The organism is Sphingopyxis sp. (assembly GCF_035998965.1).
GTDB lineage: Bacteria > Pseudomonadota > Alphaproteobacteria > Sphingomonadales > Sphingomonadaceae > Sphingopyxis.
The window spans coordinates 61,912-73,812 of sequence record NZ_DASYHE010000087.1; the positions used below are offsets into that span (position 1 = coordinate 61,912).

General features: G+C 66.0%; 12 protein-coding genes. 7 read left to right on the forward strand and 5 right to left on the reverse strand.

Annotation, left to right across the window (positions count from 1 at the left end):
- The first annotated feature begins 37 nt into the window (after window positions 1–37).
- The 3 genes from VGN68_RS15455 (at window position 38) to VGN68_RS15465 (ending at window position 5,164) form a co-directional block, all read left to right on the forward strand.
- A complete protein-coding gene (locus tag VGN68_RS15455; RefSeq protein WP_327477712.1) occupies window positions 38–1,123 on the forward strand; it encodes a PepSY-associated TM helix domain-containing protein in 1,086 nt (361 codons plus the stop codon).
- Window positions 1,124–1,390: 267 nt separating this feature from the next.
- On the forward strand, window positions 1,391–3,559 hold the full coding sequence (locus VGN68_RS15460; protein WP_327477714.1) for a primosomal protein N': 2,169 nt from the start codon (window positions 1,391–1,393) through the stop codon (window positions 3,557–3,559).
- 69 nt (window positions 3,560–3,628) lie between these two features.
- Window positions 3,629–5,164, forward strand: coding sequence for a hypothetical protein (locus VGN68_RS15465; protein WP_327477716.1), 1,536 nt, complete (start codon window positions 3,629–3,631; stop codon window positions 5,162–5,164).
- A gap of 7 nt (window positions 5,165–5,171) precedes the next feature.
- Here the strand turns inward: VGN68_RS15465 and VGN68_RS15470 are convergent, their stop codons facing one another.
- Genes VGN68_RS15470 through VGN68_RS15480 form a run of 3 tightly spaced genes read right to left on the reverse strand, consistent with a single transcriptional unit; the run spans window position 5,172 to window position 7,434 of the window.
- A complete protein-coding gene (locus VGN68_RS15470) occupies window positions 5,172–5,930 on the reverse strand; it encodes an isocitrate lyase/phosphoenolpyruvate mutase family protein (RefSeq protein WP_327477718.1) in 759 nt (252 codons plus the stop codon).
- Complete coding sequence (gene ada / locus VGN68_RS15475) at window positions 5,930–6,967, reverse strand: bifunctional DNA-binding transcriptional regulator/O6-methylguanine-DNA methyltransferase Ada (protein WP_327477720.1); 1,038 nt, start codon at window positions 6,965–6,967, stop codon at window positions 5,930–5,932. Before ada ends, VGN68_RS15470 begins: the two co-directional genes overlap by 1 nt.
- Entirely contained in the window at window positions 6,964–7,434 is a 471-nt protein-coding gene (locus VGN68_RS15480) for a DUF1203 domain-containing protein (RefSeq protein WP_327477722.1), read from the reverse strand. Before VGN68_RS15480 ends, ada begins: the two co-directional genes overlap by 4 nt.
- A 103-nt stretch (window positions 7,435–7,537) precedes the next feature.
- Between VGN68_RS15480 and VGN68_RS15485 the strand changes: the two genes are divergently transcribed.
- The 3 genes from VGN68_RS15485 to VGN68_RS15495 are packed head-to-tail and all read left to right on the forward strand — an operon-like array spanning window position 7,538 to window position 9,645.
- Entirely contained in the window at window positions 7,538–9,085 is a 1,548-nt protein-coding gene (locus tag VGN68_RS15485) for a serine protease (protein ID WP_327477724.1), read from the forward strand.
- Between the two features lie 31 nt (window positions 9,086–9,116).
- Window positions 9,117–9,365 (forward strand): type II toxin-antitoxin system Phd/YefM family antitoxin, encoded by a 249-nt coding sequence (locus VGN68_RS15490; protein ID WP_327477726.1) that lies wholly within the window; start codon window positions 9,117–9,119, stop codon window positions 9,363–9,365.
- A complete protein-coding gene (locus tag VGN68_RS15495) occupies window positions 9,352–9,645 on the forward strand; it encodes a type II toxin-antitoxin system RelE/ParE family toxin (protein ID WP_327477727.1) in 294 nt (97 codons plus the stop codon). The genes VGN68_RS15490 and VGN68_RS15495 overlap by 14 nt, the downstream gene beginning before the upstream one ends.
- 2 nt (window positions 9,646–9,647) lie before the next feature.
- Here VGN68_RS15495 and VGN68_RS15500 read toward each other — a convergent pair whose 3' ends face one another.
- Both VGN68_RS15500 and VGN68_RS15505 read right to left on the reverse strand, forming a co-directional pair.
- Complete coding sequence (locus tag VGN68_RS15500; protein ID WP_327477728.1) at window positions 9,648–10,448, reverse strand: alpha/beta hydrolase; 801 nt, start codon at window positions 10,446–10,448, stop codon at window positions 9,648–9,650.
- Entirely contained in the window at window positions 10,445–11,122 is a 678-nt protein-coding gene (locus VGN68_RS15505) for a dienelactone hydrolase family protein (RefSeq protein WP_327477729.1), read from the reverse strand. Before VGN68_RS15505 ends, VGN68_RS15500 begins: the two co-directional genes overlap by 4 nt.
- Window positions 11,123–11,139: 17 nt before the next feature.
- Between VGN68_RS15505 and VGN68_RS15510 the strand changes: the two genes are divergently transcribed.
- Window positions 11,140–11,742 carry a hypothetical protein gene (locus VGN68_RS15510; protein WP_327477731.1) on the forward strand — a complete coding sequence of 201 codons (603 nt, stop codon included), beginning with the start codon at window positions 11,140–11,142 and terminating at the stop codon, window positions 11,740–11,742.
- Window positions 11,743–11,901: the final 159 nt, after the last annotated feature.

Below are 11,901 nucleotides of genomic sequence, written 5' to 3' on the forward strand. Positions count from 1 at the left end.
AGGCAGTTGATGATGCTGCAATAGCACTGACGATAGGATGAAGCTGCTCGACACGCTGCACCGCTGGACCGGGGGGCTGATCGGCCTCGTGCTCGCGCTGCTCGGCCTGTCGGGGGCGATCCTGGTCCATAAGGAAGAGTGGATCGGCCTGCCGCACGCGGGCGACCCGCAGGTCATCGACCTCGCGACCGTCGCCGCGACAACCGAAAAGCTGATGGCGATGCCCGGCGATCCGCAGGGGATCATTTACGCCAGCCAGCGTCTCGGGCTGCACCAGATGCGGTTCGAAGAGGGCGCGGGTCTTTACGCCAGCCAGTCGGGTGAGGTCGTGGCGCAATGGGCGAGCCAGTGGGAGCGTCCCGAAATCTGGCTGTTCGATTTCCACCACCATCTGTTCACCGGCGACGCGGGCGAATGGGTAATCGGGATCGCGGGACTGGCCGGGCTGTTCTTTGTCATTTCGGGGGTGATCCTGTGGTGGCGCACCCGCAAGACCTTCAAACTCCGCCTCTGGCCTAAACGGATGAGCCGCCCCGCGATCGTCACCCAGCATCGCGACCTCGGCGTCGTCGTCGCACCGCTGTTGCTGTTGTCAGTCGTCACCGGGACGATGATGATTTTTCGTCCCTTTGCCGCGATCGTTGTTGCGCCGTTCGGCCCGGTTGCGGAGACGGCCAAGGCGCTGGAGCCGCCGAAGTATAAAAGCGGCCCGCTGGCCGCCGATCCCGACTGGACCGCGATGCTGACCGCCGCACGGGCGCGGTTTCCCGATGCCGAGTTCCGCATCCTCAGCAAGCCACGCAAGGCGGGCGACCCGATCAGCCTGCGGATGAAACAACCCGGCGAATGGCTGCCCAACGGGCGTTCCACCTTGTGGTTCGATGCCGCGACGGGCGAACTGCTCGGGTCGCGCGACGCGCTGGCGATGCCCGCCGGAGCGCAGGCGTTCAACATGGCCTATCCGCTGCATGCGGCAAAGGTCGGCGGGCTACCCTATCGCCTGCTGATGACGGCATCGGGGCTGGCGCTGGCGCTGCTGGGGAGCCTGACGGTGTGGACCTTCTGGTTCCGGCGTCCGAAGGCGGCCAAGCGGGTGATCCGGTCCGCGCCCGCTGCGTCATAAAGTTCACGCGGAGCCGCGGAGCCGCGGAGAAGCTATTCGCGCAGAGGCGCGGAGAACGCAGAGAGAGGAAAGAAGGGCGGCAAAGCCGTCAATCTCGCACTTACCCTCTTCCCTATTCTCCCTACGCCTTCCTCCGCGCCTCCGCGTCTCCGCGTCTCCGCGTCTCCGCGTGAACCAACAAATTCTCTGCAATCTTTGCGCCTCTGCGCGCATTTTTCCCTCGCCCGCTTTCCTATTGTACCCACGCGCCTATATCCTACCGCACCCATGACCCGCGCCCGCGTTCTTCTCCTCACCGCCGCCCTCGGCCCGCTCGACTATCGGGTGCCGCAGGGGTGCGAGGCGCCGCTCGGTAGCGTCGTCATCGCGCCGCTCGGCCCGCGGCGAATGGGCGGGGTGGTATGGGAGGATGCGAGTTTCGGCGCACCCGAGGCGGTTGGCGACAATCGGCTGCGCAATCTGTACGAAGTCGTCGCCGTCCCGCCGATCGCGGCGCCGCTGCGCCGTCTGGTCGAATGGACCAGCGACTATTATCTCGCGCCGCCGGGGTCGGTGCTGCGGATGGTGCTGCCCGGGGTCGCGTTCGCCGACGCGAAGCGCCCGATCGTCGAATATCGCGCCACTGGTGAACGCCCCGCCCGCATGACCCCGCAGCGCACCGTCGCGCTCGAAAAGATCGGCGAGCGGCAGGGCATGGTGCGCGAACTTGCCGCGCTCGCCGAGGTCAGCGAGGCGGTGATCCGTGGTCTGGTCAACGCTGGCGCGCTCGAAGCCGTCACCGTGTCCGCCGACGCGCCCTACCCCCACCCCGATCCCGCCTTCGCCCCGCCCGACCTGTCCGCCGAACAGACCGCCGCCGCCGCGCAGCTGACCGCCGCGGTCGCCGCCGAAAAATTCGAGACGCTGCTGCTCGACGGGGTCACCGGATCGGGCAAGACCGAAGTCTATATGGAGGCGATTGCCGCGGCAATCGACGCGGGCAAACAGGCGCTCGTCCTGCTCCCGGAAATCGCGTTGACCGAGCCGATGCTCACCCGCTTCGCCGCCCGCTTCGGATACGAGCCCGTCGCCTGGCACAGCGGCCTGCGTTCGACCGAGCGCCGCCGCGCCTGGCACGCGATCGCCAGCGGCGAGGCAAAGATCGTCGTCGGCGCGCGCTCGGCGCTGTTCCTCCCCTATGCCCGGCTCGGCGTCATCGTTGTCGACGAGGCGCATGAAACGAGCTTCAAGCAGGAGGACGGCGTCCATTATCATGCACGCGACGTCGCCGTAATGCGCGGTCATTTCGAGGGGCTGCCGGTGGTGCTCGCCAGCGCCACCCCGGCGCTCGAAAGTCTCGCGATGGTCGAGGCGGGGCGCTATCGCCACATCGTCCTGCCCGCGCGCTTCGGCGGTGCGACCCTGCCCGATCTGGCCGCGATCGACATGCGCAGCGATCCGCCCGACCGCGGCCGCTGGCTCGCGCCCCCGCTGGTCGACGCGCTCGCCGACCGCTTGCAAAAGGGCGAGCAAAGCCTGTTGTTCCTCAACCGCCGCGGCTTTGCGCCGCTCACCCTCTGTCGCACCTGCGGCCACCGCATCCAGTGCCCGAACTGCACCGCGTGGATGGTCGAGCACCGCCTCGTCCACCGCCTTGCCTGTCACCATTGCGGCCATGTGATGCCGCCGCCGCGCCTCTGCCCCGAATGCGAGGACGAGGACAGCCTCGTCGCCTGCGGCCCCGGGGTCGAGCGCGTCGCCGACGAGATTGCGCTGCGTTTTCCAGAGGCGCGCGTCGCGATCGTCACCAGCGACACTTTATGGTCGCCGGCGAAAGCCGCCGAGTTCGTCGACAATGTCGAGGGCGGGCTGGTCGACATCATCATCGGCACCCAGCTGGTCACCAAGGGCTATCATTTCCCCAACCTCACCCTCGTCGGCGTGGTCGACGCCGACCTCGGCCTCGACGGCGGCGATCTGCGCGCGTCCGAGCGCACTTTCCAGCAGATCGCGCAGGTCGCGGGACGCGCCGGGCGCGGGGTGAAGCCCGGCGAGGTGCTGATCCAGACACGCGTTCCCGACGCCCCCGTCATGGCCGCGCTCGTCGCCAACGACCGCGACGGATTCTACGCCGCCGAGGCCGCGGCGCGCAAACTGGCGGGCGCCCCGCCCTATGGCCGCTTCGCCGCGCTGGTCATTTCGTCCGAAGACGTCGAAGTCGCGCGCGGCGTCGCGCAGCGGCTGGGGGCGAAGGCGCCGGTCGCCGAGGGGCTCGCTGTCTATGGCCCTGCCCCCGCCCCGCTCGCGATGCTGCGCGGTCGCCACCGCTTCCGCCTGCTGCTCCACGCCCCGCGCAGTTTCGACTTGCAGGGAACGATCCGCGACTGGGTTGGCAGCATCGACTGGCCCGCCAAGGCAAGACTCGCAATCGACATCGATCCCTACTCATTTGTGTAACAAAGTGAGGGCTTTACTCCAACCTGGCGGGCTGGCAGCATTGATGATTGCTACAGCAAGGGTTACGACATGAAGAAAATCAGCTTCGGCCTGATCGCCGCCATTGTGATGGTCGGCATGGCGACCCCGGCGCGCGCCGAATGGCTGCGTGCCGATACCGAAAGTTTCATCATCTATAGCGAAAGCAACGAGAAACAGCTCCGCGATTTCGCTGCCAACCTGCAACGCTTCGACACGACGCTGCGGCTGGTGTTCAACGTTGCCGTAAAGGGCGAGGAAAGCCGCTTGCCAATCTATCTGTTGCCCGGCCGCGACGATGTCGCGCGCCTGGCGACAGGCTCGCGCAGCGCTCCGGTTGCAGGCTTTTACCGGCAGGATCGGGACGGCAGCTTTGCGCTATCGCACCGTCAGAACGACAGCAGCGCGCCCGGCACGTCACCGGCGCAGCAGGTGCTGTTCCACGAATATAGCCATCATTTCATGAAGCGGCATTTGCGCGCCGCCTTTCCGGGCTGGTTCATCGAAGGGTTCGCCGAATATTATTCGACGGTCGATTTCGACAAGGAAGGGCGGGCGATGATCGGCCAGCCCGCCTATCGCCGCGCCTATGGCCTGCTGATGCTGCCCAAGATGCCCACCGAACGCGTCCTGCTGGAACCACCCAGCGCGATGCGGAACCGCGGCCAGACCGACGTCTATTACGGCCGGTCGTGGCTGCTGACCCACATGCTGTTCCACGATCCGGGGCGCGCCAATCAGGTGAACGCCTATACCAACGCGATCAACGCCGGCACGGAACCGCGCAAGGCCGCGACCGACGCCTTTGGCGATCTCGCGCAGCTCGACAAGGACCTCAACCGTTATGTCCAAGGGCGGTTGTCCTATCGCACGACGCGCGATCCGGTGCCGGTATCAACGACGATCAAGATTACGCCCCTGTCGGCGGACGAGGACGCGGCGATGATGTTGCGCATCGAACGGCTGAACGCCCGCGGCGATCAGGCCCGTTTGACCAAGGTGCGCGACGACCTGCGCGCGCTCGTCACAAAACTGCCGACCAATCCCGATCTCCAGTACGAACTGGCCGCCGCCGAATGGGATATCGCACCCGCGACCCGGGACTTGGCGGCGATGCGCGCGGCGCTGGACAAGCTGCTGGCGGCCAAGCCCGAGCATGTGCGCGGTAACGTCCTGCTGGGGCAGTTGCAGCTCTATGAACTGCGCCAAAAGGGGGAAACCGATCCGGCCGCATGGAAAACGGCCCGGCGACCGATTCAGATCGCCAATCGCGCCGATCCCAACGACCCGATCCCGCTCTACGCCTATTTTCAGAGTTTTCTGATCGAGAGGACGCGGCCGAGCGACATGGCGATCAAGGGACTGGAACGCGCCTTTGTCCTGACCCCTGAAAATCTCAACTTGCGCAGCGCCTATGCCGTGTCGCTCGCGCACCTCGGGCGCTTTGAACCCGCGATCAATCTGGCGAAGACGGTGGCGTTCGATCCGCACGACAATGGCCGCGGCGATGCGTTGCTGAAGCGGATCGAAACGATGCGCGACCGCGGTACCGGGCCGCAACAGGCGCCGGAAGACGATAGCGACTGACGCCTGGTCAATAATCGGGTTCGGCGCCGCCCAGCACTTGGCGCGCTTGCCCGGTCAGCCATGCCATCGCTGCGGCCCAGGGCTGATGCCCATGGCTGATCCGCGCGACGCCAAGATTCGCCAGTTCCTTGTGCGTCGGCCCGCCCGCGCCGCGCAGGATATTCACCGGCAGCGGTGAGGCTTCGCAGATCGCAGCGATGCATTGGGGATCGAGCAGGAAGGGGACGAACAGCGACCCGGCTCCCGCGTCGGCGTAGGCGCGCGCGCGTTCGAGTGTCGCGGCGATCAGCGCATCGCCGTCCTGTGCGACATTGGCGCCGCGGAACGTATCGCAGCGCGCGTTGACGAAGATGCCGGTGTCGGCCGCGGCGCGATAGCGTGCGACCGCATCGGGGATCGCCAGCAGCGCGGTTTGGCCCGGCAGCCGATCCTCCATATTGATCCCCGCCGCACCGGCGTCCTTGGCCCGCGCGACCGACACGCCGACCGCTGCCGGATCGGCGCCATAGCCCGACTCCATGTCGATCGTGACCGGGAGGTTGGTGACCGCCAGGATGCGGGACAGGTTTTCGAACACATCCGCGAGCGGGAAATCCTCGCCGTCGGCGCGGCCCTGCGCGCCCGCGACGCCGAAGCTGCCGGTCGCGATCGCCTTCGCCCCCGCCGCGGCCACCGCCTTCGCGCTCCCGGCGTCCCAGATGTTGACGAGGATCAGCGGGTCGCCGGGGACATGCAGCGCGCGAAATTCAGCAATTTTGTCGGACATCAAAAACTCTCCCGCTTGAGCAATTCTTCCTTGATCGGCAGACCGTAAGCATAGCCGCCGAGCGTCCCGTCGCTGCGCACCACGCGGTGGCAGGGGATCAGCACCGCGACATTGTTCGCGCCATTGGCGCTGCCTGCGGCGCGCACCGCCTTGGGCTTGCCGACCGCGGCAGCGATATCGGCATAGCTGCGCGTCTCGCCCGCCGGGATCCGGCGCAGCTCGCGCCACACCGCTTCCTGAAAGGCGGTGCCTTTGACGTCGATCGGGATATGGTCGAAGCCGTCGGTGGGGGCTTCGACCGCGGCGACGACCTGCTTCAGCAGCGCGGAGAACTCTTCGCCGCCCTCGACCAGATCGGCGGCAGGGAAACGCTCCTCCAGCGCCGCGCGGCCTTCGGCGAACGACAGGCGGCACACCCCCTTGTCGGTCGCCGCGACGAGCATGTCGCCGAGGCTGGTCGGCACCACCGCCCAGTGGATCGTCACCCCCCTGCCGCCGTTGACCCATGCCGACGCCGTCATGCCCATCCGTCCCTCCATATTGCCATAGAATCGCGACGGTCCCGAAAAGCCCGCGTCGTAAATCGCATCGGTCACCCGCGCGCCGTCGCTCAGCGCCTGCCGCGCGCGTTCCTCGCGCAGCGCGCGGGCGTAAGCGGCCGGAGACAGCCCGGTGTGGCGGGTAAAAACACGCTGGAAATGCGTCGGCGAATAGCCGGTGCGACCCGCCAGATCGGCCAGCGCCAGCGGCTCCTCGCTCGCCTTGATCGCCTGGATCGCGGCGAGCACCGCCCCCTCGTCGCGCGCGACATCGTCGGGCAGGCAGCGCTTGCACGGGCGCAGCCCGGTCGCGCGCGCCGCCGTGCCATCGGCAAAAAAGCGGACGTTCTCGCGCAGTGGATGGCGCGCCGCGCAGCTCGGCCGGCAATAGATGCCGGTGGTCAGCACCCCGGTGACGAAACGCCCGTCGAGCGCGCGGTCGCGGCGCAGCACCGCCGCCCAGCGCGCATCGTCGGTGATGGTCTCGGCGGTGCTCATGCGCCATCCCTTTCGATCCGCGCCGCGAAGCAGCCATGCGCGGCGTTGTGCGCGTCGATATAGGCGATGCCCGCGTCGGCGAACAGGTCGCGGATCGCCGCATCGGCCTCACCCGGACCCGCGAGCCGTGCGGTTTGCAGCATCCCCGCTGCGTCAAAAGCACGCAGTGCGATCGGCCGCCCCGCGAACACTGGCGGCAGTTCGTCGCGATAGCTTGCGGCGTCGACACCTGACCGCACATAAATCGCATAGGCGCTGCGATAGGGCGTCGCGACATCGTGGCTGATGTGGTGGAGCAGGATCAATTCCTCCCCCGCCCGCGCATCCTGCAAGCTGATCCGGCAGGGAAAGCCCATATCGGCGGTTGCGGTAACGCGGCGCGCGTTGAGAACGGCAAGGTCAGCGTCATCAAGCGCGAACAGTGGCGCAAAACGGTCGGCGCTGAGTCCCTGGATCGAATAGGTCATCTGGTCTTTCCTTCTTCTTCGGTCGCCGCAGTCTTGCCACGACCACGCCCACCGGTGCATCCCGATGCTTGCGTTCAAACTTGGCTCGGCTAGGTTCCGCGCCATGACCCGTATCTTGCCCCTGCTCCTCGCCCTCTTTGCCGTCATTCTGCCCGCGCACGCGGCCGACGACATCAGCGCCGCGTCGCGCAGCGTCGTGCGCGTCGTCACCGTCGCGATGGTCGATGGCGAAGTGGTCGGCTTCGGCCATGGCAGCGGCATTGCGATTTCGCCGACGCGGATCGTCACCAACGCCCATGTCGTCGAGTCGGCGGTCCAATATCCGAACAATGTCGCGCTCGGCGTCGTCCCGTCGGAGGGCAAGAAAAGCTATGCGGCGAAACTGATCGCGATCGACACCGCGCGCGACCTCGCGCTGATCGAGATCACCGAGGCGCGCCTGCCCGCCGCCGCCATCTATACTGGCCCGCTCGAATCGGGCGCCGATGTCGTCGCGCTAGGCTATCCGGGCAATGTCGATCTGGCGACGGCGCGCAGCGCCAATGATTATATCACCCCGCGTACCCCGACGCGCAGCGAAGGCAATTTGTCGAATACGCAGAGCGTCGACGGGGTGGCGATGCTGATCCACACTGCCAAGATTTCGCGCGGCAATTCGGGTGGCCCGCTCGTCGATGCCTGCGGCCGCATCACCGGCATCAACACCGCAATCACCCGCGCCGACGACGGCGATTCGCCCTTTGCCTTTGCAATCGCGGGACGCGAACTCACCCGCTTCCTGACCGACGCCGACCAGCAATATGCCAGTATCGGCACGCCCTGCCTGTCGCTCGCCGAAGCCGACGCGCGCGACCGCGCCGCGATGGACGCCGAGGCGCGCGCGAGCGCCGAGGCCAATGCCGCCAAGGACGCCTCCGCAAAACTCGACCGCGAACTCAAGCAGGCACGCGCCGAGGAAGAAGCGCTGGCATCGCGCGAAAACCGCATTGCCCTAGCAGGCGTGCTGTTCGTGATCGGCGCACTGGCAGCGGGCGCTGGGCTGCTCTTTTACAGCCAGCAGAATATGCGCAATGCGAAGATTGCGGGCGGCGCCGGCGCGGTGCTGATGCTCGGCGCGGCGGTGCTGTTTATCACCCGCCCCGACGCGCGCGCCGAGCTTGCCGCCGACAGCGCGCCCCAGCTCGCTACCACCGAACCCAAGCTGGCCGAAGGCAATTTCCTCTGCACCATCCGCACCGACCGCAGCCGCATCACCGTATCGGCGACCACCGACGTGCCGGTAACGATCGGCGCGGGAGGCTGTGTCAACGACCGCACCCAATATACCAAGGGAGCCGATGACCGCTGGCAGCGCATCCTAGTGCCCAATGAGGAGGCGACGGTCACCGTCGCGTCGATCGATTCGACCGGGCGTGACTATCGCGTCGACCGCTATCTGCTCGATGCCGAGACGATGACCAAGGCACGCGAGATCCGCGCCGGGGCGACGGTCAAGGGCTGCACGGCCGACCCCGACGCGCTCGCGGGTCTCGCCGCGCAGCAGGACGCGATCCGCAGCGCGCTGCCCGCCAGCCCGAACGAGCGGCTGGTCTATCGCTGCCAGCCCGCGGCGGGCGGCGCGGCGGCGGTCAAACCGGCGACCGCGCCTTGACATGACCATTTAAAAGACCGATTAACTGGTCATGGGAAAGCCTCTTCTCGCCGACTATGGCATCAGCATTTCGGAACTTAAAAAGAACCCGTCGGCCGCCATCCGTGCCGCCGATGGAGCTCCGGTTGCGATTCTCAACCGCAATACGCCCGAGGCCTATCTGGTCCCCGCCGAGGCGTGGGAAGAGATTATGGACGCGCTCGACGATATCGAACTGGCGCGGATCGTCAGGGAGCGGCAGGGGCAAGAACGGATAAGGGTCAACATTGACGACCTATAATCTCGAATTCTTCAAAGACGCCAAAAAGGAATGGGACCGACTGGACGAAAGCATCCGTGTCCAATTTCGCAAGAAGCTGGCCCAACGGCTCGCAAATCCGCACGTCCCCTCCGCTCGCCTGTCCGGCATGACCAATTGCTACAAGATCAAGCTGCGGTCCGTCGGATACCGGCTCATCTATCAAGTCGAGGACGAAACGATCACGGTGGTTGTCGTCGCCATCGGCAAACGCGAACGCGAACGCGATGACGCATATCGGCGAGCCGCGAAGCGCCTTTAATTTCAGCTCACGCTATCCGACGCCAACTTGTTGATCCAATCGACCAGGATTGCCTGCGCCGCGGCGGTGTAGGCCAGCTCATGCCCCGCCCCCGGTACCAGCACCACCGTTGCATCGGGTCGCGCGCCTTGCAGTCGCGTCAAGTTAGCGGGCTTGACCAGCGTATCGGCATCGCCATGCATAAGGAAAACCGGCGCCTTCACCCGCGCCAGCTTGCCGGCATTGTCGAAGCGGTCGCGCACCAGCCAGCGTGGGACGAAAGGCATCGCCTCCCCCACGACATCGGGCAGGCTGGAAAAGCCCGACACGAGCATCAACGCGGCAACGTCATGGCGCAGCGCCATTTCGGTCGCCGGTCCCGACCCGATCGAATTGCCGACGACAATGACATCGCGCGCCGCGATCCCTTCGGCCGCCAGCCAGCGCATCGCCGCATCGCCATCGCGGTACAGCTCCGCCTCCCCCGGCGATCCCGGATTGCCGCCATAGCCGCGATATTCGACGAGCAGCAGCCCGTTGCCGTTCACCGCGGGCCCGCGCGTCGCCTCAATCGCGCCGAGCAGATTGTCGCCGTTGCCGTGAAAGAACAGGATCGTCTTTTTGCCCGGTTCAGCGGGGCGGTGGAAGGCGGTGAGGCGCAGCCCGTCGTCGGTCTGCGTGTGGACCAGCCGGAAACCCGGCGGCGCCGTCTGCGGATATTGGGCGGGCGCCGGAAAGATCAGCCGCCGCTGCTGCGAGTAGAGCAGCACCGTCGCCGCCACGACAAAGACGAGGAAGAACAGGCCAAGCTTGGCGAAGCTCACCCCCCGCACGCCTTGAACAGCATCAGCGTCCGTTCGCGCGCAAGTTCGGCGCTCGGTTCGTGATAATCCTTGCGCCGGTCGCTGTTGAATCCGTGGCCCGCTTCATAGACGAAAATCTGCGCGGTCGGATGGTCCTTTGCGATCAGCGCCTCGACTCCCTCCATCGGGATGCCGCCGTCAAAGCGGCCGAAATGGGTGATCGCGGCGCAGCGCGGCGCCTCGTCCTTGAACATCGTCGGCACCAGGCTGCCGTAATAGGCGCTGGCCGCGGCGAGATCGGGGCTGATCTGCGCCATCCGCCACGCAACCGAGCCGCCGTAGCAAAAGCCGGTGATGAACACCGGGCCTTTGCCCTTCAAAGCATCGACGCACGTCTGCGCATCCTTCAGGCTCTGCTCGAACGGGTGCAACTCGCGCGCCAGCTGCACCGCGCGCTCGAATTGCGGTCCCGAATAGTCGCTCTCGAACCCCGGATGCTCGCGATCGAACAAGGCGGGCGAAAGCACCTCATAACCGTCGGCGGCATATTCGTCGCACAGCTCGCGGATATGATCGGTGACCCCGAAAATTTCCTGCACCAGCACCAGCCCGCCGCGGCGCGCGCCGGTCGGCTGCGCATGATAGACGGCGATCTCCGCGCCATCGTCCATCGTCATCCGAATCATTTCCCTCATAGTGGCACCTTCTCCGCTTGATCATGGCGTTGATGGATGCAACCAACAGCTTCATGCAATGGGCAAACTTGATCGCCGCAGCAGCGCTGATATTGACCGCCACTGGAGCGTGTTCCGAACCGGCAGCCAAATCGGACCGGCAACCCGGCGATGCGGGTACGAACCAATCGAAACCGCCACCCATAACCAAGCGACCCCGCGCTGATCGTGATGCTCTGCAAAGCCTTGCCACCGCTGGATGCGAATGCGAGGTCGGACGACGAAAGCCCGGAACGAAAGATTGTTGGTCCGATTATCGAACCGCAGCGCAGCCTTTCCGGCCCGGTGAAAATGAGCGCGCGGGCCAAATTGCCTCTGCATGTGCCCCTGTCTCTACGTTGGCAGACTGTCTGATAGATGCCGATGGTGAGTTTTGCGTTGTCACAGGCTATAATGCCGCCGCGGTTGGACGCCTTTGCCGTCAAACGGAGGCAGCAGCCGTCGAATGGGCACTCAACGCCGAATTTGAAAAGCCCGGCGGCAATCAAAAGCGTGCGGAGAGCGCGGCAAAAAAGGCCCTTGCTGCCGTCCGTGCGGGCAAGGCCACGAAAGCTCCCGCGTCTTCGTCGGGCTGCGTCTAACCCCCACCTTGCATTGCCGCAAAATCGTTGCTAGGCGCGCCGCGACTTCGCTGCGGGGGATATTTCCGAATATCCGCTTAAAACCCGCGCGGCCCATCCCCCACGGGATCGTAGCAAAGGACTTTCACGCGTGGAGAATTCCGGCGGCATTCAAGGCAA

Bases quoted from the DNA above. Each gene is read 5' to 3' on its own strand.
- VGN68_RS15460 (WP_327477714.1), top strand. From the start codon at position 1,391: ATGACCCGCGCCCGCGTTCTTCTCCTCACCGCCGCCCTCGGCCCGCTC.
- VGN68_RS15505 (WP_327477729.1), bottom strand. From the start codon at position 11,122: ATGAGGGAAATGATTCGGATGACGATGGACGATGGCGCGGAGATCGCC.
- VGN68_RS15490 (WP_327477726.1), top strand. From the start codon at position 9,117: ATGGGAAAGCCTCTTCTCGCCGACTATGGCATCAGCATTTCGGAACTT.
- VGN68_RS15465 (WP_327477716.1), top strand. From the start codon at position 3,629: ATGAAGAAAATCAGCTTCGGCCTGATCGCCGCCATTGTGATGGTCGGC.
- ada (WP_327477720.1), bottom strand. From the start codon at position 6,967: ATGAGCACCGCCGAGACCATCACCGACGATGCGCGCTGGGCGGCGGTG.
- VGN68_RS15470 (WP_327477718.1), bottom strand. From the start codon at position 5,930: ATGTCCGACAAAATTGCTGAATTTCGCGCGCTGCATGTCCCCGGCGAC.
- VGN68_RS15455 (WP_327477712.1), top strand. From the start codon at position 38: ATGAAGCTGCTCGACACGCTGCACCGCTGGACCGGGGGGCTGATCGGC.
- VGN68_RS15480 (WP_327477722.1), bottom strand. From the start codon at position 7,434: ATGACCTATTCGATCCAGGGACTCAGCGCCGACCGTTTTGCGCCACTG.
- VGN68_RS15485 (WP_327477724.1), top strand. From the start codon at position 7,538: ATGACCCGTATCTTGCCCCTGCTCCTCGCCCTCTTTGCCGTCATTCTG.